General features: G+C 60.8%; 24 protein-coding genes. 9 read left to right on the top strand and 15 right to left on the bottom strand.

The window, feature by feature from the left end; translation table 11 throughout:
* Window positions 1–37: 37 nt before the first annotated feature.
* Together typA and RWJ89_RS19295 are read right to left on the bottom strand one after the other, a co-directional pair.
* Window positions 38–1858 carry a translational GTPase TypA gene (typA, locus tag RWJ89_RS19300; protein WP_027666911.1) on the bottom strand — a complete coding sequence of 607 codons (1821 nt, stop codon included), beginning with the start codon at window positions 1856–1858 and terminating at the stop codon, window positions 38–40.
* A gap of 157 nt (window positions 1859–2015) precedes the next feature.
* Entirely contained in the window at window positions 2016–4103 is a 2088-nt protein-coding gene (locus RWJ89_RS19295) for a M3 family metallopeptidase (protein ID WP_316031267.1), read from the bottom strand.
* A gap of 229 nt (window positions 4104–4332) precedes the next feature.
* Here RWJ89_RS19295 and RWJ89_RS19290 point away from each other — a divergent pair, with 229 nt between their 5' ends.
* Entirely contained in the window at window positions 4333–4764 is a 432-nt protein-coding gene (locus tag RWJ89_RS19290; protein ID WP_131663181.1) for a hypothetical protein, read from the top strand.
* A 121-nt stretch (window positions 4765–4885) separates the two neighbouring features.
* Here RWJ89_RS19290 and RWJ89_RS19285 read toward each other — a convergent pair whose 3' ends face one another.
* Window positions 4886–5527 (bottom strand): LysE family translocator, encoded by a 642-nt coding sequence (locus RWJ89_RS19285; protein ID WP_131663180.1) that lies wholly within the window; start codon window positions 5525–5527, stop codon window positions 4886–4888.
* A 223-nt stretch (window positions 5528–5750) separates the two neighbouring features.
* Complete coding sequence (locus RWJ89_RS19280; protein ID WP_131663179.1) at window positions 5751–6125, bottom strand: winged helix-turn-helix transcriptional regulator; 375 nt, start codon at window positions 6123–6125, stop codon at window positions 5751–5753.
* Between the two features lie 87 nt (window positions 6126–6212).
* On the opposite strand from RWJ89_RS19280, the gene RWJ89_RS19275 reads away from it, so the two are divergent.
* Complete coding sequence (locus tag RWJ89_RS19275) at window positions 6213–6830, top strand: FMN-dependent NADH-azoreductase (protein ID WP_316031266.1); 618 nt, start codon at window positions 6213–6215, stop codon at window positions 6828–6830.
* A gap of 239 nt (window positions 6831–7069) precedes the next feature.
* Here the strand turns inward: RWJ89_RS19275 and RWJ89_RS19270 are convergent, their stop codons facing one another.
* Both RWJ89_RS19270 and RWJ89_RS19265 read right to left on the bottom strand, forming a co-directional pair.
* The gene (locus RWJ89_RS19270; protein ID WP_131661294.1) at window positions 7070–8293 is read right to left on the bottom strand and encodes an argininosuccinate synthase; all 1224 of its coding nucleotides are present in this window, start codon (window positions 8291–8293) and stop codon (window positions 7070–7072) included.
* Between the two features lie 120 nt (window positions 8294–8413).
* Window positions 8414–8659 carry a type II toxin-antitoxin system ParD family antitoxin gene (locus tag RWJ89_RS19265; protein ID WP_316031265.1) on the bottom strand — a complete coding sequence of 82 codons (246 nt, stop codon included), beginning with the start codon at window positions 8657–8659 and terminating at the stop codon, window positions 8414–8416.
* Window positions 8660–8743: 84 nt separating this feature from the next.
* Here RWJ89_RS19265 and RWJ89_RS19260 point away from each other — a divergent pair, with 84 nt between their 5' ends.
* The 3 genes from RWJ89_RS19260 (at window position 8744) to RWJ89_RS19250 (ending at window position 11136) form a co-directional block, all read left to right on the top strand.
* Entirely contained in the window at window positions 8744–9595 is an 852-nt protein-coding gene (locus RWJ89_RS19260) for an SDR family NAD(P)-dependent oxidoreductase (protein ID WP_316031264.1), read from the top strand.
* Between the two features lie 192 nt (window positions 9596–9787).
* Window positions 9788–10429 (top strand): LysE family translocator, encoded by a 642-nt coding sequence (locus RWJ89_RS19255; RefSeq protein ID WP_222038233.1) that lies wholly within the window; start codon window positions 9788–9790, stop codon window positions 10427–10429.
* A 341-nt stretch (window positions 10430–10770) separates the two neighbouring features.
* Complete coding sequence (locus RWJ89_RS19250; RefSeq protein WP_316031263.1) at window positions 10771–11136, top strand: hypothetical protein; 366 nt, start codon at window positions 10771–10773, stop codon at window positions 11134–11136.
* Between the two features lie 48 nt (window positions 11137–11184).
* On the opposite strand, the gene RWJ89_RS19245 is transcribed toward RWJ89_RS19250, so the two are convergent.
* The 5 genes from RWJ89_RS19245 to RWJ89_RS19225 form a co-directional block, all read right to left on the bottom strand.
* Entirely contained in the window at window positions 11185–11979 is a 795-nt protein-coding gene (locus tag RWJ89_RS19245; RefSeq protein WP_316031262.1) for an ABC transporter ATP-binding protein, read from the bottom strand.
* Window positions 11976–12854 carry an ABC transporter permease gene (locus tag RWJ89_RS19240; RefSeq protein ID WP_017989717.1) on the bottom strand — a complete coding sequence of 293 codons (879 nt, stop codon included), beginning with the start codon at window positions 12852–12854 and terminating at the stop codon, window positions 11976–11978. Before RWJ89_RS19240 ends, RWJ89_RS19245 begins: the two co-directional genes overlap by 4 nt.
* Window positions 12855–13079: 225 nt before the next feature.
* On the bottom strand, window positions 13080–14033 hold the full coding sequence (locus RWJ89_RS19235; protein WP_131663174.1) for an ABC transporter substrate-binding protein: 954 nt from the start codon (window positions 14031–14033) through the stop codon (window positions 13080–13082).
* A gap of 93 nt (window positions 14034–14126) precedes the next feature.
* Complete coding sequence (gene rlmN / locus RWJ89_RS19230) at window positions 14127–15353, bottom strand: 23S rRNA (adenine(2503)-C(2))-methyltransferase RlmN (RefSeq protein WP_131663173.1); 1227 nt, start codon at window positions 15351–15353, stop codon at window positions 14127–14129.
* Window positions 15354–15603: 250 nt separating this feature from the next.
* Complete coding sequence (locus RWJ89_RS19225; RefSeq protein WP_131619994.1) at window positions 15604–16113, bottom strand: invasion associated locus B family protein; 510 nt, start codon at window positions 16111–16113, stop codon at window positions 15604–15606.
* 336 nt (window positions 16114–16449) lie between these two features.
* On the opposite strand from RWJ89_RS19225, the gene RWJ89_RS19220 reads away from it, so the two are divergent.
* Window positions 16450–17010: a sigma-70 family RNA polymerase sigma factor gene (locus RWJ89_RS19220; RefSeq protein ID WP_077977870.1), complete on the top strand. Its 561-nt coding sequence runs from the start codon at window positions 16450–16452 to the stop codon at window positions 17008–17010.
* Window positions 17011–17096: 86 nt separating this feature from the next.
* Here the strand turns inward: RWJ89_RS19220 and RWJ89_RS19215 are convergent, their stop codons facing one another.
* Together RWJ89_RS19215 and RWJ89_RS19210 are read right to left on the bottom strand one after the other, a co-directional pair.
* A complete protein-coding gene (locus RWJ89_RS19215; RefSeq protein WP_077977871.1) occupies window positions 17097–17489 on the bottom strand; it encodes a YkvA family protein in 393 nt (130 codons plus the stop codon).
* 80 nt (window positions 17490–17569) lie between these two features.
* Window positions 17570–17875: a 4a-hydroxytetrahydrobiopterin dehydratase gene (locus tag RWJ89_RS19210; protein ID WP_072640297.1), complete on the bottom strand. Its 306-nt coding sequence runs from the start codon at window positions 17873–17875 to the stop codon at window positions 17570–17572.
* A 33-nt stretch (window positions 17876–17908) separates the two neighbouring features.
* Between RWJ89_RS19210 and RWJ89_RS19205 the strand changes: the two genes are divergently transcribed.
* Entirely contained in the window at window positions 17909–18409 is a 501-nt protein-coding gene (locus tag RWJ89_RS19205) for a low molecular weight protein-tyrosine-phosphatase (RefSeq protein ID WP_316031261.1), read from the top strand.
* Here the strand turns inward: RWJ89_RS19205 and thpR are convergent.
* Window positions 18316–18909, bottom strand: a complete 594-nt coding sequence (gene thpR / locus RWJ89_RS19200; RefSeq protein ID WP_026158922.1) for an RNA 2',3'-cyclic phosphodiesterase — start codon at window positions 18907–18909, stop codon at window positions 18316–18318. The genes RWJ89_RS19205 and thpR overlap by 94 nt on opposite strands.
* Before the next feature lie 68 nt (window positions 18910–18977).
* Window positions 18978–19622, bottom strand: a complete 645-nt coding sequence (locus RWJ89_RS19195; RefSeq protein WP_168283335.1) for an arylesterase — start codon at window positions 19620–19622, stop codon at window positions 18978–18980.
* 73 nt (window positions 19623–19695) lie between these two features.
* On the opposite strand from RWJ89_RS19195, the gene RWJ89_RS19190 reads away from it, so the two are divergent.
* Both RWJ89_RS19190 and RWJ89_RS19185 read left to right on the top strand, forming a co-directional pair.
* Window positions 19696–20403 carry an ABC transporter ATP-binding protein gene (locus RWJ89_RS19190; protein WP_026265496.1) on the top strand — a complete coding sequence of 236 codons (708 nt, stop codon included), beginning with the start codon at window positions 19696–19698 and terminating at the stop codon, window positions 20401–20403.
* Entirely contained in the window at window positions 20400–22943 is a 2544-nt protein-coding gene (locus RWJ89_RS19185; RefSeq protein ID WP_316031260.1) for an ABC transporter permease, read from the top strand. Before RWJ89_RS19190 ends, RWJ89_RS19185 begins: the two co-directional genes overlap by 4 nt.
* The last annotated feature ends 170 nt before the right edge of the window (window positions 22944–23113 follow it).

Here is a 23113-nt window from a genome sequence, read left to right as displayed (position 1 = left end):
CGAGAGACCCAAAACGCTGCAGCACTTTGAATGGCGCTCAGAGCGCCGCCTTCGTCTTTTCGAAACGCTTGCGATCGTTTGCGTCGAGATACATCTTGCGCAGACGAATATTCTTCGGTGTCACTTCCATCAGCTCGTCATCCTGGATCCAGGAGAGCGCGCGATCAAGCGTCATGCGGATCGGCGGCGTCAGCTTCACGGCTTCGTCCTTGCCGGCGGCGCGAATGTTGGTGAGCTGCTTGCCCTTCAGCACGTTGACTTCAAGGTCGTTGTCGCGCGAATGGATGCCGATGATCATGCCGGCATAGACCTTTTCGCCCGGCTCGATGATCATCGGGCCACGATCTTCCAAGTTGAACATCGCATAGGCGACGGCTTCGCCGGGAGCGTTGGCGAGCAGCACGCCGTTGACGCGGCCACCGATCACACCCTTGTAGGGCTGGTAGTCGTGGAACAGGCGGTTCATGATCGCCGTGCCGCGGGTATCCGTCAGCAGCTCCGACTGGTAGCCGATCAGGCCACGGGTCGGCGCGTAGAAACGCAGGCGAAGACGGTTGCCGCCCGACGGACGCAGCTCGACCATTTCGGCCTTGCGCTCGGACATCTTCTGCACGACGACACCGGAATGCTCTTCGTCGACGTCGACGACGACCTCCTCGATCGGCTCCAGAAGCTGGCCGTTTTCATCCTTGTGCATCACGACGCGCGGACGCGACACGGCAAGCTCGAAGCCTTCGCGACGCATGGTTTCGATGAGAACGGCGAGCTGAAGTTCGCCACGGCCGGACACGTAGAACGAATCCTTGCCTTCGGCTTCTTCGATCTTCAGGGCGACGTTGCCTTCCGCTTCCTTGAAGAGACGGTCGCGGATGACGCGGCTCGTCACCTTGTCGCCTTCGGTGCCGGCCAGCGGGCTATCGTTGACGATGAAGGACATGGTGACGGTCGGCGGATCGATCGGCTGCGCCGGCAACGGTATTGTGATCGAAGGATCGCAGAAGGTGTCGGCGACCGTGCCCTTGGAAAGGCCGGCGATCGCGATAATATCGCCCTGATGCGCTTCGTCGATTGCCGTGCGCTCGATGCCGCGGAAGGCGAGGATCTTGGAAATACGGCCGGTTTCGATCGTCTTGCCGTCGGCGTGGAGAACCTTCACGGCCTGGTTCGGCTTGATGGAACCGGAATTGATACGGCCGGTGATAATGCGGCCGAGGAAGGGGTTGGCTTCGAGGATCGTGCCGATCATCGTGAACGGACCTTCGTGGACGGTCGGCTCCGGAACATGCTTGAGCACCAGGTCGAGAAGCGGCGTAAGACCCTGATCCTTCGGACCTTCCGGATTGACGTTCATCCAGCCGTCGCGGCCGGAACCGTAGAGGATCGGGAAGTCGAGCTGCTCGTCGGTCGCGTCGAGATTGGCGAAAAGATCGAAGACTTCGTTGATGACTTCTTCGTGGCGGCCATCCGGACGGTCGATCTTGTTGATCGCGACGATCGGACGAAGACCGACCTTCAACGCCTTGGAGACAACGAACTTCGTCTGCGGCATCGGGCCTTCAGAGGAGTCGACGAGAACGATCGCGCCATCCACCATCGAGAGAATGCGCTCGACTTCACCGCCAAAGTCGGCGTGGCCGGGGGTGTCGACGATGTTGATGCGGACACCCTTCCATTCCACCGAGGTCGCCTTGGCGAGAATGGTGATGCCGCGTTCCTTTTCGAGATCGTTCGAGTCCATCACGCGTTCAGCGACACGCTGATTTTCGCGGAACGAGCCGGACTGCTTGAGAAGCTCATCCACCAGGGTCGTTTTGCCATGGTCAACGTGCGCGATGATCGCGATATTGCGAAGTGACATATGTGAAATCTCTGAGGCTGGGGCGCACGCTCTAGAGGGCGCGCCTATTAGTTTGGGGCGTCCATACAGTTTTTTTTGCGTTTGCGAAAGGGGGGAACGCGCAAAAGCTGCGGCAAGGCTGTCGCCCCGCCGCATCATAGCGTGTCATCAAATTGTCTTAGGCGTCGCTGCCTGTCAATTCCTCGAAGGTCGAAAGTCCCTTTTTGACAAGCATCGCATCGGGGCTCGGCAGCTTGCCGCGGAAGGCCTTGTAGGCGTCTTCCGGATCGACCGAACCGCCGACGGAATAGATATTGTCCTTGAGCTTGCGCGCCATCTCGCCGTTGAAGGCGTCTCCCGTCTCCTCGAAGGCGGCGAAGGCGTCGGCGTCGAGCACCTCCGACCACATGTAGGAGTAATAGCCGGCCGAATAGCCGCCGGAGAAGATGTGCTGGAAGTGCGGCGTCGCATGGCGCATGACGATCGATTTCGGCATGCCAATCTCGGCCAACACCTCGGCCTGCACCGCCATCGGGTCCTCGACAGTCGTTCTCGTGTGAAACGCCATATCGACCAGCGCCGACGAGGTGAACTCGACGGTATTGAAGCCGGCATTGAAGGTGCGCGCTGCCAGCACCTTGTCGAGTAAGGCCTGCGGCATCGGCTCGCCGGTTTCGACATGCACGGCATAACGCTTCAGTATAGCGGGCACCGTCAGCCAGTGTTCATAGAGCTGCGACGGCAGCTCGACGAAATCGCGCGAAACGCCGGTGCCCGAAATCGTGGGATAGCTGACGTCTGAAAGCATGCCGTGCAGCGCATGGCCGAATTCGTGGAACAGCGTGCGGGCATCGTCGAGCGACAGCAGCGCCGGCTTGCCTTCCGCCGGCTTGGCGAAGTTGCAGACATTATAGATGATCGGCAATTCGCCGTGGCGGCCGTTCTTCAGCTCCAGCTTGTGCTGCGATTGCAGCGAGCTCATCCAGGCGCCTGACCGTTTCGAGCTGCGGGCGAAATAATCGCCGAGGAACAGCGCGACGAGCTTGTCCTCGCGGTCCCTGATTTCGAACACCCTGACGTCAGGGTGATAGGCGGCCACGCCCTTCTTCTCGACGGCCCGGATGCCGAACAGCCGGCCGGCCACGTCGAAGCAGGCTTCGATGATCTTCTCGAGCTGCAGATAAGGCTTGAGCTCGGCCTCGGAGAAATCGAACTTCCGTGCGCGAATCTTTTCGGCATAGTGGCGCCAGTCCCAGGGCATCACCTCGTGGTTCCGGCCTTCCTCGGCAATCAGTGCCGCGATATCGATCTCCTCCTCGCCGGCGCGTTTCACCGCCCGCGCCCAGACAGCCCGCAGCAGGCCGTTCACCGCATCCGCCGTCTTCGCCATCGTGTTGTCGAGCTTCAGCTCAGCGAAATTGCCGTAGCCGAGCAGCGTCGCCACCTGATGGCGGAGCGCCAGCGTTTCCTTGATGACGGCGCGGTTATCCGTCTCCCCTTCATTTTCGCCGCGCGCCACCCACGCCTTGAAAGCCTGCTCGCGCAGGTCGCGGCGCTCCGAGAAGGTGAGGAAGGGCTCGATGATCGAGCGTGACAGCGTCACCGCATATTTGCCCTCCTCGCCGCGTTCGCGCGCTGCTGCCGCCATCGCGTCGCGAAGGAATTCCGGCAGGCCCTCGAGCTCGGCGCTGTCCGAAAGGATCAGTGCCCAGGCCTTTTCGTCGGCCAGCACGTTCTGGCCGAATTGCGTCCCGAGGCCGGCAAGCTTTTCATTGATCGCGGCGAGTTTTTCCTGCTCGGCCTTGTCGAGCTTGGCGCCCGACTTGACGAAGCCTTTCCAGTGGCGTTCCAGCACGCGTGTCTGTTCGAGCGTCAGGCCAAGGCTCTCGCGGCTCTCCCAGAGCGTGTCGATGCGGGCAAAAAGCGCTGCATTCATGCCGATCTTCGAATAGTGGCGCGACATCTTCGGCGAGATCTCCCGCTCCAGCGCCTGGATCACATCATTGGTATGGGCGCCCGCCTTGTTCCAGAACAGCGACGAAACGCGCGACAGCGCGTCGCCGGCAATCTCCAGCGCCACGACCGTATTGTCGAATGTCGGCGCATCGCCGTTTCCGGCGATCTCGTCGATCTCTCTTTCATGCGCGGCAAGTGCGGCTTCGAAGGCGGCGGCGAAATCGCCGTCATCCAGGGCATCGAAACGCGGCAGGCCGTGAAGACCGTCCCAGGTTACCAGCGCCGGATTGAAATCATGTGGAGAAGGCATCGGAGAATTCCCTTTTGGCATGCAGATGGATCGTCAATATAGGAGAGCCGGCATAGAATTGGTATGTTGCCGGGAAGGACCTTTTGCCTCGCCAGCCAAATCCGGCGGGCACCTGCCAATCCGGTGGACAACAATTGATACGTGAAAATTAACCAATCGTTAACGATTGACGCGAATCACGCGCGAGCGCTAGTTTCATAGGTGATCTTCTTGTAAGGGGACATGCGCCATGGAAGTTTTTTCTGTGCGGTCTTCTCAGAGTTTGCTTTTTAAAAACAATCCTAATAACGCAAAAAGTTCGAAGACCTCTGATATTCAAATCGAGACCAGAGCTCCCGCCCCGGCCTCGTTCCAGATCGAAGATGATGTTGGCGAAGGCCCGGATTTCACCGCGGTCAGCCCTGGAGAACTGCGCAATTACGCACGCCAGGGTTTCGACAGTGGCCTGATCGATCAAAACACCTACGCCGCGATCTCCGAACCGCTGCCGATGCATGCGATCGATCCGCTCGGCAACATCGTCGATCTCTCCAGCGTCACCGACGGCACCAGCTTCAATTTCCTCGATTATTACCAGAACCAGCTGCAGATCGCCATGTCGATCGGCGATTCTGACGAGGTCCAGACGCTGAAATCGATCGTCAGCTTCCTGAATGCCTGATCTCATGCATGCCGCCCAAAATGCGCAGCGGTTTTGGGATGACGACAGGCATACATCCAAGACATGCATGATTCAAAGACAGGCGCGCCGCACGCTTCAAGTTTGGCGCGACGCGCTTTAATCAGGCCTTGCGCCAGCCGAGCAGGCCGGGCGTTGCGTGCCAGAGCGCCTGGGCGGCAAATCCCATGAAAAGCACGCCGGAGCAGCGCACGATCAGCCGCTCATGGGCACGATAGAAGCGCCGCACCGTACCGGCGCCGATGATGCCGATCAGGATGATGTCCGCAGTCACGAAACCGACGAACGACACGCCGAGCAGCACCGGCAACGCTTCGAAATCGAGCGCGCCGGCCGAGCCTGCAACGAGTGCGGTGAAGGTGGCGAGCGCCACCGGATAACCCTTCGGATTGGTGACGCCGAAGATCAGACCGCGGCGAAACGGCCGCTCGACCACAACAAGCGCCTGCCCCTCCGCCTTCGGCTTGGCATTGACGGCGCTCCAGCCGATCCAGGCGAGGTAGAAACCGCAGGCAAGGCCGAGCAGATCGAAGACCAAGGTTCCGATCGTCTTTGCGCCGACGATCGCGATCAGCGCCAGCGATGACCAGATGAGATCCCCGACCAGATGCCCCATCATGAAGAGGGCGCCGGCCTTGCGGCCCTGCCCGGCGCCGATGCCGAGCAGCTGCAGGAAGGCAGGTCCTGGAATGAGCACGTAGAAAAGCGCCGCCAGAAAGGCGCCGAAGAGCAAAGACTGCGTCATGGAAATGCTCCGGAGGATGACGACAGCAGACTAAGCGATCACGGCCATCCGTCAAGGGTGGTGCACTGCCACGAAGAGTGGGATTGGGTGGAGGGCCTTGCTCTTTGCCGGTGCCCATGCGTTTCGACGATTGGTGCTAACGCGGCCGGTGCGGTCTTCTTCGCGGATTTTACCCTGCTTGAGCTAGTTATGAGCGACAAGCGCCAGCTCGGCTCACGTCCAGCTAGTGGTCATATTGCCGGCGCGCCTCCTCGATCACATCCCGATTTGAATCTGCCCAGGTCATCAAGGCCATGACTGGGGCGAGAAGCGACCTGCCGATTGCGGTCAGCTCGTAATCCACGCGCGGAGGGATCGTTGGAAAGAGAGTTCGACTGATCAAACCGTCCCGTTCCAATTGACGAAGCGTAATCGTGAGCATCCGCTGCGAGATCCCGTCGATCTGCCGTCGCAATGCATTGAAGCGGACCGGCCCATCCTTCAGGGCCACGAAGATGTAAAGACTCCATTTATCGGCAATGCGATCGAGGATTTCCCGAACGGGACGGCAGTCGGCGTCTTCGCTTGGGGTAGGAAACTCTATGTCACTGAGTGTCATGAATGTGCCTTCTTGCGAACAGTCAAATAGTTATCTTAATAGCGTTGGTCACAATTTGATACTACTCTATTCTCCCAGGAGCCACCAATGACCAACATCCTCCTCGTTACCTCTAGCCCACGCGGTCCTCAGAGCCTTTCCACCCGATTTGCGCGTGACATCGCTGAAAGCCTCAAAGCCCGTTCTGCCGGCACAATTGTCGAACGTGATCTTGGGGCGGCACCTCTGCCGCATATTACAGCAGCCTATATCGACGGCCGCGTTGTGCCGCCCGAGACACGTACACCCGAACAGATCGAAGCCGTCGATCTCGCTCAAAGCCTCGTTGATGAGGTTCAGGCTGCCGAGGTGATTGTCATTGGCTCGGGCATGATCAACTTCGGCCCGCCGACGCAGCTCAAGGCTTGGTTTGACTACATCACCTGGCCTGGCGTCACTTTTCGCTACGACGCAACCGGTCTGATGGGATTGTTGCCCGCCAAGAAAGTCTATCTCGTGACGGCAACTGGCGGCGTCTTTTCGGAAGGCAGGAACGCCCCGTTCGACTTCCAGACCACCTATCTCGCGCATCTTCTCGGTTTTATCGGACTGACGGATATCGAAGTGGTCCGCGTGGAAGGGACACTCGTAAGCCCGGACGCGGCCAAGGCTGCGATCGCCTCCACCGAAGCACAGATCCGGGCTGCACTGGAGCGTGCCGCCTGACCCACAAACCCATCAGTCCGCTACCCGAGAAATCGGCGAATGGCCTGATGCGAGCGGGCATGGCGATGGTAGGTCCGCACCGAGTCAGCTCGCGACAACGCACGCAGAGTGTTGCAGCAATCCGGCCATCCAAAGTGCTCTAAGAATTTGTTGGCGTTTGCCACCTCACTCCACGAAAAAACCCGCCGTCGGATGTGAACTGACGGCGGGCTGACATCCGGTTCGAGGCAAACCGCAAATCACTTCACGAGGTTGCGCTTGGCGAGCGTGCGCAGGCGCAGCGCATTGAGCTTGATGAAGCCGGCCGCATCCTTCTGGTCGTAGGCGCCCTGATCGTCCTCGAAGGTGACGAGCTTGTCGGAATAGAGCGACTTTTCGCTTTCGCGGCCGATGACCATGACATTGCCCTTGTAGAGCTTCAACGTCACTTCGCCTTCGACATGCTCCTGGCTCTTGTCGATCAGCGCCTGCAGCATCTCGCGCTCCGGCGAGAACCAGAAGCCGTAATAGATCAACTCGGCGTAACGCGGCATGATGTCGTCCTTGAGATGGGCGGCACCGCGGTCGAGCGTGATCGATTCGATGGCGCGATGCGCCGTAAGCAGGATGGTGCCGCCGGGTGTCTCGTAGACGCCGCGCGACTTCATGCCGACGAAGCGGTTCTCGACGAGGTCGAGACGGCCGATGCCGTTGTCGCGGCCATAATTGTTGAGCGCAGCCAAGAGCGTCGCCGGGCTCATGCGCACGCCGTTAATCGAAACCGCATCACCCTTTTCGAAGCCGACCTTGATGGTCGTTGCCTTGTCGGGGGCGGCCTCAGGCGAAATGGTGCGCATATGCACATATTCAGGCGCCTCCTGGGAGGGGTCTTCGAGAACCTTGCCTTCGGAAGAGGAATGCAGAAGGTTGGCGTCGACGGAGAACGGCGCCTCGCCCATCTTGTCCTTGGCAACAGGGATCTGGTGCTGTTCGGCAAAGGCCAGCAGATCGGTGCGGCTCTTGAACGCCCAGTCGCGCCACGGCGCGATGATCTTGATGTCGGGGTTCAGGGCATAGGCGGAGAGTTCGAAACGGACCTGGTCGTTGCCCTTGCCGGTCGCGCCGTGGGCGATCGCATCGGCGCCGGTCTTCTTGGCGATATCGATCAGATGCTTGGAAATCAACGGACGGGCGATCGAGGTGCCGAGCAGATAGACGCCCTCGTAGACGGCATTGGCACGGAACATCGGGAAGACGAAATCGCGCACGAATTCCTCGCGCACATCCTCGATATAGATTTCCTTGATGCCGAGCATCTCGGCCTTCTTGCGCGCCGGCTCCAGCTCTTCGCCCTGGCCGAGATCGGCGGTGAAGGTGACGACTTCGGCGCCGAGCTCCGTCTGCAGCCACTTCAGGATGATCGAGGTGTCGAGGCCGCCGGAATAGGCGAGAACGACTTTCTTCACGTCTTTGTATGATGCCATGATGATGAGGTCCGTTGCATAAAAGGCCGGCAAAACCCGGTATCGCGGCACTTTTAGCGAGATTGGCGCGTGACGCAAGGCCAAGCCGGTCGACAGCGGCTGACGAAAGAACAAGCGCTTTCATTGGCGGCCGCGTCGCGCTCGCTTTCCCTCGATAAAAGCATCAAAATCAAAAGGCCGCGGTTTGCCAGATTTCTCACCTTCGATAATGGCTGCCTCGATTGCCGCAAGCTCTGCCTCGCGCTGCAGAAGCCTCAAGCCGGCGTCGATCACCTCGTCTGCGGAGCCATAGGCGCCCTGATCGAGCTGATTGCCGATAAATTCCTCCACGTGGTCATCGATTCTGATGGACACGACCTTCGCCACGCGCGGGCACCTCGCAGGTTTGACTTGCACTGCGAAACTACCATATTCGGCATCGTCCGAACATTGCTCGAGGAGAGGCTGCCCGTGACGAATATTCAAGACATTTTCAAGAAATCGAATGTTGCTGTCATCACCGGCGGCGCCTCCGGCATCGGCCTTGCCGCGGCGAAATATTTCGCCGGACGCGGCATGAGCGTCGCCATTGCCGATCTCGGCGGCGATCGGCTGGCCGACGCCGCCAACGAACTCAAGGCCATTGCCGGCGAGGAAAATGTGATGGCGGTCGAGACCGACGTCGCCAGCAGAGACTCGCTGGAAGCGCTCGAGCGCGCGGTGCTCCAGCGTTTCGGCCGCGTGCACGTGCTGATGAACAATGCCGGCATCGGCCCGGAAACATCGATCTTCAGCCCGCAGGCGAACTGGGACAATATCTTGGCCGTCAACCTGATGGGCGTGATCAACGGCACGCGCACCTTCGGCCCGAAGATGCTGTCGCACGGCGAGCCGGGACTGATCATCAACACCGGCTCCAAACAGGGCATCACCACGCCGCCCGGGAACCCCGCCTACAACATCTCCAAGGCTGGTGTGAAAGTCTTCACCGAAGCATTGCAGCATGAGCTTCGCAACACCGAAAGCGGAAAGATCTCCGCCCACCTTCTGATCCCCGGCTTCGTCTTCACCGGCCTCACCAAGGGCGAGCACGCGGAAAAACCAGCCGCTGCCTGGACCGCCGAGCAGACCGTCGATTTCATGGTCGAAAGCCTCGAACGCGGCGATTTCTATATCCTCTGCCCCGACAATGACGTCGCGCGTCCGGTCGACGAGCGCCGCATGCTCTGGGCAGCCGGCGATATCGTCGAGAACCGCCCGCCGCTGTCGCGCTGGCACAAGGATTATGCCGACAAGTTCAAAGCCTTCCTCGAACAGAAGTAATCGGCGCCGGAGCATGATGCCGAAAAGTGTGCGCGGTTTTCGGATGACATCATGCTCTACTTCTTTGACTTGGATTCGAATTATTTTAGGCCGATCAGGCCTAAGATCATTCGAATCTGGAAGGTTTGACTGGTAATTTTCTGAAAGCTGGGTAAGAGATCCCCAGATCCTTTCCGGCTTTCAGAGTGTGTCATGGATTTCCTGCCCAGCCTGCCGACCCTTCTCGCCTTTGCCGCCGCGACGCTGCTGCTCGCGGCGACCCCAGGGCCCGACATGACGCTGTCGATCAGCCGCGCACTCGCCCAGGGCAAGAAGGCGGCTCTCTTCGTGGTCGTCGGCACCAGCCTCGGCATCGTCGTCCACACCATGCTTGTCGCTTTCGGCATTTCGGCGCTGATCACCGCCTCGCCGACCGCCTTCCTGATCCTGAAGACCGGCGGTGCTGCCTATCTGCTCTGGCTGGCGGTGCAGGCAATCCGTTTCGGCTCGAAGCTCACCGTCGCCAAGGTCGAGGAGCAGAAGGGCACCGCCCTTTCGAACATCTCGTCAGGCTTCTGGGTCAATCTTCTGAACCCCAAGGTCATCATATTCTTCATGACCTTCCTGCCGCAATTCGTCAGCGCCGGCGATCCTGCTGTCACCCACAAGCTGCTTTTCCTCGGCTTCTGCTTCATCCTGATCGGCATGCCGGTCAATGCCAGCGTCGTCTTTGCCGCCGACTGGCTTGCCTCATGGCTGCAGAAAAACAAGAAAGTGCTGCGCGGCATGGACTACACCTTCGCCGGCGTCTTCTCGATCTTCGCCGCAAGGATCCTGCTCACCCAGGCGAGATAGCCGCGGTTGCGCAGCAATCCCGCGGTTGCGCAGCAATCCGCCCGCGGTCGGCATATCGATCCGCCCGCGGTCGGTCGATCGATCCGCCCGCGGTCGGTCGATCGATCCGCCCGCGGTCGTGAAACGATCCGCCGCCAACGACACCAATATTCGCGAGACGCCACGCCGGAGCAGGCAGTGACCGCGAATTTCATCGCCTTCCAAAATTATTCCATGCCTTTCGCGCGATTACTTGTGATCAACATATGATCGTAAGTCGACAATTGTGGCTAGGCCACGCCACCTTCGCTGCCCACATATCCTTTACGGCTCACGAAGAGCTGCCTTGAAAGGATAATTCCATGATTAGGTTCCGCAATATCATAACGGCAGGAGTTGTTGCGCTGACGTTTGCCGCCACCTCCCTGACAGCGACAACACCTGCCTTAGCGCATGGCGGCGAAGGCCATGGCGGTGGCGGCTTCTCGCGTGACGGCGGCCACTTCGGCGGTGGTGCGCATATGGGCGGCGGCAATTTCGCCGATCGCGGCTTCGGAGCGCATCATTTCGGCGGAGCCGGCCATTTTGGCGGACACCGCGACGGCCGTTTCGCCTTCCATGATAGAAATCGTCTGTTCTTCGGCGATGACGACTATGACCCGGAACAGTGCCAGCCGGAATGGTTCAACCAGTACGGCCATCGCGTGCTGGTGGAAGTCTGCTCTTGATGACGGTCCCACAGGCCTCTGAGGAGTCGTGAAACGATCAGCTGCCCGCTAACCGATCAGCAGCGCATCGTCATCCAGCGTCTGGCCGCGCATCTTGCGGAACATTGCGATCAGATCCTCGACCTGCAACGTCTTGCGGCTGTCGCCGGCGACATCGAGCACGATCTCTCCGCCATGCAGCATCACCGTTCGGTGGCCATAGTCGAGCGCCTGGCGCATTGAATGCGTCACCATCAGCGTCGTCAGCTTGCGCTCGGAAACGATCTTCTGGGTCAGGCCCATGATGAATTCCGCCATGCCAGGGTCAAGCGCCGCCGTATGTTCGTCGAGCAGCAGCACCTCCGAGCCCGCCAGCGTCGCCATGACGAGCGAGACGGCTTGGCGCTGTCCTCCGGAGAGCAGGTCCATGCGGTCCTTCATGCGGTTCTCCAGCCCGAGATTGAGCTCCGCGATCCTCTCACGAAAATGGTCGCGCCGTTTTGCGCCAAGCGCCGAAACAAGTCCGCGCCGTTCGCCACGCCGTGCCGCAAGCGCCAGGTTCTCCTCGATCGACAAGGCACCGCAGCTTCCGGTCAGCGGGTCCTGGAAGACACGGGCGACGAGCCCGGCCCGCGCCCCGGTCGTCTTGCGCGTGACGTCGGCATTGCCGATCAGCACCTGTCCTTCGCTGGCCAGCACATCGCCGGCGAGCACGCCGAGCAGCGTCGATTTGCCGGCGCCGTTCGAGCCGATGACGGTAACGAAAGAGCCTTCCTCGATCGTCAGGCTGACACCCGAGAGCGCCTGCTTCTGCAGCGGCGTGCCGCGCCCGAAGACGACCTTGATGTTCTTGAGGTTGATCACGACGCGGCACCTCCGCGCAAACGGGGAAGGATGAGCGCCACGGTCACCAGCACGGCCGTGACGAAATTGAGGTCGGACGCCTGCAGGCCGATGACGTCGCTCGAAAGCGCCAGCTGGATGGCGATGCGATAGAGGATCGAGCCGAGCACGCATCCAACAAGCGCGATCAGCAGACCGCGCCGCCCGAGCAGCGTCTCGCCGATGATGACGGCAGCCAGACCGACGACTATCGTGCCGACGCCCGAGGTAACATCGGCAAAGCCGTTCGTCTGGGCAAACAGCGCGCCGCCGAGCGCCACCAGCGCGTTGGAGATCGCCATGCCGAGATAGATCTGCCGGCTGGTATCGACACCCTGCGCCCGCGCCATCCTTGCATTGGCGCCGGTCGCCCGCATTGCCAGCCCCGCATCGCTTTCCAGGAAACGCCAGACCAGGATGAGCGCGATGACGACCAGAACGCCGACGAAGAGCGGCCGCACGTAGAAATCGCGAAGGCCATGGCCGAAGAACGGGCTGATCATCGTGTCGGCATTGATGAGGGCGACATTGGGTTTGCCCATTACGCGCAGATTGACGGAAAACAGTGCAATCATCGTCAGGATCGAGGCAAGCAGATTGAGGATCTTGAAGCGCACGTTGAGCAGCGCCGTCACCATGCCCGCAGCGGCACCCGCCGCCATGGCGATCAGCGCCGCAAGCCAGGCATTGACGCCGGCAATGATCAGCACGGCCGTCACCGCCGCGCCAAGCGGAAAGGAGCCGTCGACCGTCAGGTCGGGAAAGTCGAGAACTCGAAAGGCGAGATAGACGCCGAGAGCGACGAAAGAATAAACCAGGCCGAGCTCGACGGCCCCCCAGAATGCGATTTGGCTCAAGGCTTTCAGCCCCTTTTTGTGTCCGTTCCGCCTGTCGCGAAACGGAGCCTTTTAATACAAACAACCGCTCCCGTGCAAACGAGAGCGGCTGAATACGATGAAGGCGTTACAGCATGTCGCGCAAAAGTGTGCAGCGGTTTTGCGCCAAAGACATGCGGAAACAAAGATCTAAAGCGCGGCAAGCGAATCTGAAAGATCGCGACGCGCTTTAGAAATACCGGCCGACTATTCGATGACTTTGTTGGCGCGGGAAAGCACGCTCTGCGGCAGCGTGACACCCATTTTCTCGGCGGCCGCCTTGTTGACGACGAGGTCGCTGCCGGCGGCAGTCTTGACCGCGATGTCGCCCGGGTTCTCGCCCTTTAGCACACGCACGACGATGTCGCCGGTCTGCTTGCCGACATCATAATAGTTGAAGCCGAGGGCGGCGATCGAACCGCGCGAAACCGAATCCGTATCGGCGGTAAAGAGCGGCAGCTTGCTCTCCTCGGCAACCGCGACAGCGCCTTCAAGCGCGGAGATGATGGTGTTGTCGGTTGGAATGTAGATCACATCGGCGCGGCCGACGAGCGCACGCGCCGCACCCTGGACCTCGGCCGACTTGGTGGCAGCCGATTCGACCACCTTCAGGCCAGCCTTTTCGGCTTCAGCCTTCAACACGGCGAGCAGCGAAACGGAATTCGCTTCGCCGGAATTGTAGAGATAGCCGATGGTTTTCACATCGGGCAGGATTTCCTTGATCAGCGCAAGGTGCTCGGCGACCGGCGACATATCGGAGAGGCCGGTGACGTTACCGCCGGGCTTGTCCATGTTCTTGACGAGCTGGGCGCCGAGCGGATCGGACACGGCCGTGAAGACGACAGGAATGTCACGCGTCGAGGAAACGACGGCCTGGGCCGAGGGCGTCGAGATCGGCACGATGACATTGGGCTCGTCACCGGCGAACTGGCGGGCGATCTGGGCCGCCGTCGCCGGATTGCCCTGCGCCGATTCGAACACGAATTTCAGGTTCTCGCCTTCCTTGTAGCCCGCAGCCGTCAGCGCATCGAGAACGCCCTTGCGTGCTGCATCCAGCGCCGGATGTTCGACGATCGCCGTCACGGCGACGGTGACGTCATCAGCCTTCGCGGGCAGGGAAAGGGCCAAACTGGCAGCAAGAGCGAGTAAAATCGGGCGCATGGGGATCCTCCTGAATGATTTTGGGGGCACTTTTAGGAAAAGCGCCCCCTGAAATCAATCGCGGAGAATTGTAGCGAGGATCAAACTTGCTGATCAGTCGTCGGCGCCGTGATTGGCGATCATCATCGCCTCGAAGGCCAGGCGTTCGGTCTTGCGCATGCGTTCCGATTCCGACTTCAGCTGGCCGCAGGCGGCAAGGATGTCGCGGCCGCGCGGCGTACGGATCGGCGAGGCATAACCTGCCGAATTGATGAAATCGGCGAACTTCTCGATCTGCTCCCAGTCGGAACACTGATAATTGGTGCCGGGCCAGGGATTGAACGGAATGAGGTTGATCTTCGCCGGCACGCCCTTCAGGAGCTTGATCAGCCCCTTGGCATCTTCCAGGCTGTCGTTGACATCCTTCAGCATCACATATTCGAAGGTGATGCGCCGCGCGTTCGAAAGGCCAGGATAAGTCCGGCAGGCTTCGATCAGTTCCTTCAGCGGGTACTTCTTGTTGATCGGCACCAGAATGTCGCGCAGATCGTCGCGCACCGCATGCAGCGAAATCGCCAGCATGACGCCGATTTCCTCGCCGGTCCGGAAGATCTCCGGCACGACGCCGGAGGTGGAAAGCGTCACGCGGCGCCTGGACAGCGACAGGCCGTCACCATCCGTGGCGATCAGCAATGCCTGCTTGACGGCATCAAAGTTATAAAGCGGCTCGCCCATGCCCATCATGACGATGTTGCTGACCTTACGGCCCTCGGCAGGCATGATCGTACCCTGCGGCGCTTCACGGTCCGGGAAATCCCCAAGCCGGTCGCGAGCAAGCAGCAGCTGCGAAAGAATTTCCTCCGCCGTCAGGTTGCGCACCAGACGCTGTGTCCCGGTATGACAGAAGGAACAGGTGAGCGTGCAGCCGACCTGGCTGGAAATACAGAGCGTCCCGCGGCCCTCTTCCGGAATGTAGACGGCCTCGATCTCGACGGGACGCCCGGCGCCGCGGGCGGGAAAGCGCAGCAGCCATTTGCGCGTGCCGTCGTTGGAAACCTGCTCCTCGACGATCTCGGGACGTTCGATGGTGAAATGCTGCTTCAGCATCTCCCGCATGTCCTTGGCGACATTCGTCATATGGTCGAAGTCGGAGACGCCGCGCACATAGATCCAGTTCCAGAGCTGCGAGACGCGCATCTTGATCTGCTTCTCGGCCACACCCTTTTCCCGCAGTGCCGCCCCCATTTCCTCGCGCGACAGGCCGATCAACGACGGCTTCTCGAGGCTGGCGGACGTGTGCGCCTGCGGCTTGGTGACAACGATCGCATCCATGACGGACATAGGCATTCATCCCGATTTCAAACATGTGGCTGTTCCTCGCAACCCCGCGGACTTCAGCGGTAAGCCGGAAGACCTGCGGGCGCATGACAGCACATCGGCAGAAGTTGAATGGCGGAACGGCGACTGAAATCGCGATCTGTCCGCTGTTGGCGCCGGCTTTAGCATCATTTTGCCCGCGCGTCACCATAGATGGAAACGGCATGGGCCGGCGCAAGGCCGGCCCATGAAATTCTTCGGTCTAAAGGACCGCTTACTTGCAGGTTTCGATCTGCTTCAGCGCAGCCGAGATTCCCGAGAGCGAATAGCTGTAGGAGGTGCCGGTGCCCTTGCGCGAAACGGCATTCACGGTCATCGAATGACCGGTCTTCATCGCCGCGACGAGGGCCGGCTCCTGGGCCGCATTCTCGACCCAGCCGGCCTTGTCCTTGGTGAACATCACAAAGGTCTTGTTGTCGATGACGACGTTGATCTTCGAATTTTCCTTGACCGTGTAGCCCATCATCGCCTGCGGCTCGTAGGAGATGTTCTGGCCCGGACGCTGGGAGACGATGAAGAAATTGTCGCCATGGTCGACGCTTGCCGGCTGCTTTGCCGTCGGAACGGACAGCACGTAGCAGACGGTGCTGTTGCCCGACTTGTAGGAGTAGGCGCCCCATGCCTGGAACTGCTGGATGCGGTTCGGCGCGGCCTGCTGCGCTGTCGCAACTCCGGCCATAACAAGGGTGAGTGCGAGAGCGGGTACGATACTTTTTACAAACATGGATTCCTGCCGGTTCTTGCGATTCAAGGCCCGAAGCGATCATAGCGGGCGCCGCATAATCACGATCTGCTTTATTTTGACTTAATTCAGGTTACCAAATGGTCAACAATAGCTGCGATTTGTATCTGCCTGTGTCATTTCAGCTCGGGTGTCAATTTTCGTCCCTTTGACGGTATCGGCCGCGACACCGTGCCCCAATGGCACTGGCCGTCCGTTCGGCTGAATTTAAGACACAAAGATTCAGGCAAGAGTTTGACCTTTCCCAAATCCGTTGTACCTCAGTAAGACTTGGAAATCCGGGACGAAATTATTGTCGCAGGGGGCTGGTGAGGGGATATGGATGCCGAGGAAAGACAGCGTTTCGCTGCCCTCGCGAAGGCCGTCGCGGACGATCGCGACCAGCAGGCCTTTTCCATCCTGTTCGACTATTTCGCACCCCGCCTGAAGGCCTGGCTGATGCGCCAGAGGATGACATCAGGCGAGGCCGAAGAACTGGTCCAGGAGATCATGATCGTGCTTTGGCACAAGGCAGAGCTCTACGATGCCACGCGATCTTCCCTCTCGACCTGGCTTTTCCGCATTGCCCGCAACCGCCGCATCGACATGCAGCGCCGCGCCAACACCCGCATCTTCGATGAGACTGATCCGGCTCTGCAGCCGCCGGCCGATATCGGCGCGGAAGAAATCATCGCCAATGACGATCGCGACGCCAAGATACGCGCCGCCGTCGGCCAATTGCCGGAGGAACAGCGCGACATGCTGCGCGCCGCCTTCTTCCTTGGTCAATCGCATTCGGAGATCGCCGAAGCGACCGGTCTCCCGCTCGGCACGATAAAATCGCGTATCCGGCTTGCCTTCGGCAAGCTTCGCAAGGTGCTGGAACGCGAAATCGCCTGATGCAATGTTGCCCAAAAGGAAGCAGCGCTTTGGGGATGACGACACGCATGAAACAAGCTGTCGCATCCCGGTTGGACGGGCACGCGTTAAATCGTCTTCATCGCTTCTTCCGGTCGATCGGCGAGAACGCGGTCGGCTGCTTCGTAGTGGCCCGGCCGGATGTGACCGCGCACCATGGCGAAGGCCGCCGAAAGCACGGCGATGTCGTCGGAAAAGCCGATGACGGCAAAAATATCCGGGATCATATCGACCGGCATGACGAAATAGGCGAGTGCTGCAAGCAACACGCCGCGCACCTTCGTCGGCGTCTTCGGATCGAGCGCGCAATAGAAACCGGCGACCACATCGCGCGAGAACGGGATCTGCCGCACCGCCCGCCGAAACGTCGGCCAGAATTTCTGCCTGACGGTTTTCTCGCGCCGACTTTGGGTATCCTCGTCGCCCGGCAACAGGATTTCCCCGAATTTGACCTCGTCCATCCCTGCATCCCTTTCGTCCAAGCGAACATATGGTGACGGCGCCCAGTCTTTCAATCGGCCCCTTTCAATCGGCCCAGCTTTCAAACAACACGGCGCGCCGCAGCCTTCTCCATGGCTTTGGCGAGCTTGAAATCCAACTCCGTCAGTCCGCCGGCATCATGCGTGTTCAGCGTCACATCCACCTTGGAATAGACATTGAACCATTCGGGATGATGGTTGAGCTTCTCGGCCGCAAGCGCTGCCTCGGTCATGAAGCCGAAAGCCTCGACGAAATTTGCGAACTTGAACGTCTTCGATATCGAAGAGCCCGCATCATTGAGCGCCCAGCCCGAAAGCTCGGTCAGCTCAGCCTCAACCGCCGTCCGTTCCAGTCTTTCCATTTTCATGCCATGCTCCTCTTCTCTGTCGACAGGTTACCGATGAACCGCATCAGCATCCTCTTCGTTTGCATGGGCAATATATGCCGTTCTCCACTCGCGGAGGGAATTTTTGGCCATCTCGTGGCCGAGGCAGGCTTGACCCGCGATTATGCGATCGATTCCGCCGGCACCGGCGGCTGGCATGAAGGCGAGCCGCCCGACCGGCGTTCGATCGCCACCGCGAAAAGCCACGGCATCGACATATCGGGACAGCGCGCCCGGCGCATTCAGCCGAGAGATTTCAGGGATTTCGATCTGATTCTCGCCATGGACCGCCACAATCTGGCGGTGCTCGAAAAGAGCGCGCCGCATGGGGCGAATATCCACCTTTTCGGTGATATCGCGCTGGGAACGGGAGAGTATATCCCCGATCCCTATTATGGCGGCCCTGAAGGTTTCGAGCTGGTCTACACCAGGCTCTTGACCGGCTGCTGCAGGCTGCTCGAAACGCTGGGCGCCGAGCGCACCTCGTGCAGCGGGAACACTTCCTCGGTGAGGTAAGGCCCGCCGCCAACTGATTCGCGCGACGAAAGCAGCACGAAGCGCGGTGCGGTGAAGGTTGCGGTGTGGAAGTTGCCGCGTCCCGCCAGATATTGCACGACATCGTCGAGCCGCGAGGATTTGAGCCGCGCCAGCGTTACATGCGGCATGAATTTGCGGGGATCCGGCGGCAGGCCGATGCGCTGGCAGATGCGCTCTATCTCGCCCTGCAGGGCATACATCTCAGGCGATTGCGAGACGCCGGCCCAGACCGAATGCGGTTTCTTCGAGCCGAACGAACCGATGCCTTCAAGCCGGAACTGGAATTCCGGCCGGTCGATGCGGTCGAGGCGTTCAACGATTTCATCGGCCGTCCGGCCATCGACATCACCGATGAAGCGCAGAGTGATGTGGTAATTTTCCACATCGATCCATCGTGCTCCGGGGAGGCCACCGCGCAGCAATGAAAGACTCATCGCCGCATTGCGCGGAATTTCGAGGGCGGTAAACAGTCTCGGCATCACGAGCACTCCCCGAATCTTTTGCAGGTGCTCACACGGAATCATGCAATCAACAACCGCGCAAGCCCCTAATTCTTCACAGAAGAAATCGCTTCGACGAAATTTGTGACAGTAGGCTCCATCTTTTCGACCATGACGTCGACCCCTCTCGCATTCGGATGCATGCCGTCGTCGAGCTTCAACCCCGCCTCCAGCGCAACGCCGTCGAGGAAGAAGGCATAGAGTGGAAGCCCATGTTTTTCCGAGAGTTTCTGATAGATTGGGTTGAATCGTCCGGCATAATCCGCCCCCATGTTCGGCGGCGCCATCATGCCGGCGAGCAGTACGGCAATGCCGCGTTCCTTCAGCCGGATAATCATCTGGTCGAGATTCTTCTCGCTCTCCTCCGGCGGAATACCGCGCAACGCATCATTGGCGCCAAGCTCCAGAATGACCCCATCGGTGCCGTCGGGTACCGACCAGTCGATGCGCGCAAGACCCCCTGTCGTCGTGTCTCCGGAAACCCCGGCATTGGCGATAGTGACGTCGAGGCCCTTCGCCTTCAGGGCCGCCTGCAGCTTTTCGGGAAAGCCGTCGCCGGGCGGCAGCTGATAGCCCGCCATCAAACTGTCCCCAAAACCGACGAGATTGATCGTCCGGGCATTGGCTGCAGTGGCAAAGATCAGCGAGACGGCGATGACGGTGAATTGAAGGGCGGCAACTTTAAATCTCATCGTGTCTTCCCTAGATTGGCGAAGTGCTGTCATGCGGCCATTCGATTACGAACTTTATATAGGGCGATTCCTGTTGGCAAAAACCATTATCGAGTTGAAGAGCGCCGATCTGACCCTTGGCAGCGCAGCCGCTTCCGTCCATGTGCTGAAGGGCATTGATCTCGATATCGCGGCCGGCGAATCCGTCGGCATCGTAGGCCCTTCCGGTTCCGGCAAATCCACCCTGCTGATGGTGCTTGCCGGGCTGGAGAAACTCGACAGCGGTGAGATCAACATCAACGATACGCCGCTCCATAGCCTCAGCGAGGACCAGGTCGCCGATTTCCGCGGCCGCAACATCGGCATCGTCTTCCAATCCTTCCACCTGATCGCCAACATGACGGCGCTGGAAAACGTCGCCGTGCCGCTCGAGCTCGCCAATGTCGGCAACGCCTTCGAGATCGCCCATCGCGAGCTGAAATCGGTCGGCCTCGGCGAACGGCTGAACCACTATCCCGGCCAGCTTTCCGGCGGCGAACAGCAGCGCGTGGCGATCGCCAGGGCGCTCGCCCCCTCGCCCGCCCTGCTGATCGCCGACGAGCCGACGGGCAATCTCGACACCGAGACCGGCCGCCAGATCGCCGATCTTCTGTTCTCCAAGCAGGCGGAGCGTGGCACGACCCTGCTTCTCGTCACCCATGACGTCTCGCTTGCAAACCGCTGCTCGCGCCAGATTCGCGTCCGCTCCGGCCGGATCGAAGGCGACAGCGCTGCCCGCCGCAGCGAAGCGGCGATCGCATGAGGATCATCACGCCACGTGTCTCGCTGGCTTTTCGCTTGGCGCTGCGCGAGCTGCGCGGCGGCATCCGCGGCTTCTACATCTTCCTTGCCTGCATTGCGCTCGGCACCGGCGCGATTGCCGCCGTCAATTCCGTTTCGCAGTCGATCACCGACACGATTGCCTCGCAGGGGCAGGGACTGCTGGCCGGCGACGTCCGCTTCGAACTCAACAACCGGGAAGCCACGCCTCGGGAAATAGGTTTCCTCGAAGGCCTCGGGACCGTTTCGGTGTCGACAGGCCTGCGCTCGATGGCCCGCAAGCCTGACGGTTCCGATCAGGCGCTGGTCGAGGTCAAGGCCGTCGACGACGCCTACCCGCTCTACGGCAAGTTCGTGGCCGAGCCGGACTATCCGCTTGCGAGACTGCTTTCGGGCCAAGGCGGCACCTATGGCGCGGTCGCAGCGCCCCTCCTTCTCGATCGGCTTGGGCTTGCGGTCGGCGACGAATTGCTGCTCGGCAACGTCAAGCTCAGCATAACCGGTACGGTGAAAACCGAGCCGGATGCGCTGTCGGAAGGTTTTGGCTTTGCGCCGCGTCTGCTCGTCAGCCGCCAGGCGCTCCAAGCCTCCGGGCTGATCCAGACTGGGAGCCTGGTCGAGCATGCCTACAAGATCCGGCTGGACGACAAGGGCGCGATGTCGGGCATCCAGGCGCGCGCCTCCAAGGAGTTCCCCTCCGCCGGCTGGGCGATCCGCACAAGCGACCGCGCCGCGCCCTCGCTCACCGAAAACATCACCCGCTTCTCGCAGTTCCTGACGCTGGTCGGCCTCACGGCGCTGATCGTCGGTGGCGTCGGTGTCGCCAATGCCGTGCGCGCCTTCCTCGATTCCAAACGCACCACCATCGCCACCTTCAAATGTCTCGGCGCGCCGGCGCAGGTCGTCGTTCTGATCTATCTCTTCCAGATCGCCATCATCGCTCTCGGCGGCATCCTGATCGGCCTCGTCATCGGCGCCCTGTCGCCGGTGCTTGCCGCGCAGTTCCTGGCGCAATTCCTGCCGGTCTCGACGGCGCCGGCCCTCTATCCCGGCGCGCTGCTGCTCGCCACGCTCTTCGGCATTCTGACGACGCTCGCCTTCGCCATCCTGCCGCTCGGCCATGCCCGCGAAGTGCCGGCGACGGCACTCTTCCGCGAGCAGGGCTTCGAAGCCCGCCGCCTGCCCTCCTGGCCCTACATCCTGCTTGCCGCCCTGTTCATGGCCGGCCTTGCCGGGCTTGCCATTCTCACCGCCTATGACCGCTTTATCGCCGTCGTCTTCGTCGGGGCGATCGTCTTCGCCTTCGTCGTCCTGCGCCTGGTCGCCGCGCTGATTGCCTGGCTCGCGCGCCGCAGCCCACGCGTCAATTCGCCGGCGCTGCGGCTTGCGATCGGCAACATCCATCGTCCCGGCGCACTGACGCCCTCAGTCGTGCTCTCGCTCGGCCTTGGCCTGGCATTGCTGGTGACGCTGACCCTGATCGACGGGAACCTGCGCCAGCAGCTGACCGGCCGCATGAACGAGGGTGCGCCGAACTTCTTCTTCGTCGATATCCAGAGCGTCGAGGTCGGCGCCTTCCGCGATCTCGTCCAAGGCCAGGCACCGAAGGGCAAACTCGTCGAAGTGCCGATGCTGCGCGGCCGGATCATCGCCTTCAACGGCGAGGACGTCACCAAGATGAACGTGCCGGCGGCCGGCCGCTGGGTGCTGAACGGCGATCGCGGCATCACCTATGCCGAAACCCTGCCGGAGAACGCCGCCCTCACCGAAGGCAAATGGTGGGACAAGGATTACAGCGGCGAGCCGCTCGTCTCCTTCTCCTCGGAAGAGGCGCATGAACTCGGCCTCAAGCTCGGCGATAAGGTGACCGTCAACGTGCTCGGCCGCAACATCACGGCGAAGATCGCCAATCTGCGCCGCGTCGAGTGGGAATCACTGTCGATCAATTTCGTCATGGTTTTCTCGCCGAATACCTTCCGCGGCGCCCCGCATGCGTGGCTGGCGACGCTGACCGATCCCTCCTCGACACCGGCCGAAGATGCGGCGATCCTGAAATCGGTCACCAACACCTATCCGACGATCACCAGTGTGCGCGTCAAGGACGCGATCGATATCGTCAACCAGCTGGTCGCACAGCTGGCGACCGCAATCCGCGCTGCGGCCTCGGTCGCCCTGATCGCCTCGATCCTCGTCCTTGCCGGCGCGCTTGCCGCCGGAAACCGGGCGCGCACCCACGACGCGGTGGTGCTGAAGATGCTCGGTGCCACGCGCGCCATGCTGATCCGCGCCTTCAGCTACGAATATCTGATCCTCGGCCTCGCGACTGCGATCTTCGCGCTGATCGCCGGCAGCGCCGCCGCTTGGTTCATCGTCGCCCGCATCATGCGTCTGCCCTCGGCCTTTCTGCCCGACGTGGCGGGACTGACGCTGGTGACCGCGCTCGTCCTGACCGTCGGCATCGGCCTCATCGGCACCTGGCGCATCCTCGGACAGAAGGCAGCCCCCGTCTTGCGCGAGCTTTGACCGGGCAACGGCACCCAAACCCTTCACCTTACGGCGATTTAACCGACCGAGCCTATGCAAGCCTCTTGTTTGCAAAGGGCGAAAGCCTCATATTATCCGCAGGCATGCTGGAGCTCCGCAGCGGCGCCCGGGTCGAAAACCCCGACACCGTATTTCCCTCGGAGCTTGTA

Origin of the sequence: Rhizobium sp. 10PS4 (assembly GCF_032464805.1) — a bacterium.
GTDB classification, from domain to species: domain Bacteria; phylum Pseudomonadota; class Alphaproteobacteria; order Rhizobiales; family Rhizobiaceae; genus Rhizobium; species Rhizobium laguerreae.
This window is presented reverse-complemented; position numbering and strand designations above follow the sequence as displayed.

Excerpts from the sequence above, each read along its gene's own strand:
- typA (WP_027666911.1), bottom strand. The coding sequence starts at position 1,858 with ATGTCACTTCGCAATATCGCGATCATCGCGCACGTTGACCATGGCAAA.
- RWJ89_RS19295 (WP_316031267.1), bottom strand. The coding sequence starts at position 4,103 with ATGCCTTCTCCACATGATTTCAATCCGGCGCTGGTAACCTGGGACGGT.
- RWJ89_RS19290 (WP_131663181.1), top strand. The coding sequence starts at position 4,333 with ATGGAAGTTTTTTCTGTGCGGTCTTCTCAGAGTTTGCTTTTTAAAAAC.
- RWJ89_RS19285 (WP_131663180.1), bottom strand. The coding sequence starts at position 5,527 with ATGACGCAGTCTTTGCTCTTCGGCGCCTTTCTGGCGGCGCTTTTCTAC.
- RWJ89_RS19280 (WP_131663179.1), bottom strand. The coding sequence starts at position 6,125 with ATGACACTCAGTGACATAGAGTTTCCTACCCCAAGCGAAGACGCCGAC.
- RWJ89_RS19275 (WP_316031266.1), top strand. The coding sequence starts at position 6,213 with ATGACCAACATCCTCCTCGTTACCTCTAGCCCACGCGGTCCTCAGAGC.
- RWJ89_RS19270 (WP_131661294.1), bottom strand. The coding sequence starts at position 8,293 with ATGGCATCATACAAAGACGTGAAGAAAGTCGTTCTCGCCTATTCCGGC.
- RWJ89_RS19255 (WP_222038233.1), top strand. The coding sequence starts at position 9,788 with ATGGATTTCCTGCCCAGCCTGCCGACCCTTCTCGCCTTTGCCGCCGCG.
- RWJ89_RS19250 (WP_316031263.1), top strand. The coding sequence starts at position 10,771 with ATGATTAGGTTCCGCAATATCATAACGGCAGGAGTTGTTGCGCTGACG.
- RWJ89_RS19235 (WP_131663174.1), bottom strand. The coding sequence starts at position 14,033 with ATGCGCCCGATTTTACTCGCTCTTGCTGCCAGTTTGGCCCTTTCCCTG.
- rlmN (WP_131663173.1), bottom strand. The coding sequence starts at position 15,353 with ATGTCCGTCATGGATGCGATCGTTGTCACCAAGCCGCAGGCGCACACG.
- RWJ89_RS19225 (WP_131619994.1), bottom strand. The coding sequence starts at position 16,113 with ATGTTTGTAAAAAGTATCGTACCCGCTCTCGCACTCACCCTTGTTATG.
- RWJ89_RS19220 (WP_077977870.1), top strand. The coding sequence starts at position 16,450 with ATGGATGCCGAGGAAAGACAGCGTTTCGCTGCCCTCGCGAAGGCCGTC.
- RWJ89_RS19215 (WP_077977871.1), bottom strand. The coding sequence starts at position 17,489 with ATGGACGAGGTCAAATTCGGGGAAATCCTGTTGCCGGGCGACGAGGAT.
- RWJ89_RS19210 (WP_072640297.1), bottom strand. The coding sequence starts at position 17,875 with ATGAAAATGGAAAGACTGGAACGGACGGCGGTTGAGGCTGAGCTGACC.
- RWJ89_RS19205 (WP_316031261.1), top strand. The coding sequence starts at position 17,909 with ATGAACCGCATCAGCATCCTCTTCGTTTGCATGGGCAATATATGCCGT.
- thpR (WP_026158922.1), bottom strand. The coding sequence starts at position 18,909 with ATGCCGAGACTGTTTACCGCCCTCGAAATTCCGCGCAATGCGGCGATG.
- RWJ89_RS19195 (WP_168283335.1), bottom strand. The coding sequence starts at position 19,622 with ATGAGATTTAAAGTTGCCGCCCTTCAATTCACCGTCATCGCCGTCTCG.
- RWJ89_RS19185 (WP_316031260.1), top strand. The coding sequence starts at position 20,400 with ATGAGGATCATCACGCCACGTGTCTCGCTGGCTTTTCGCTTGGCGCTG.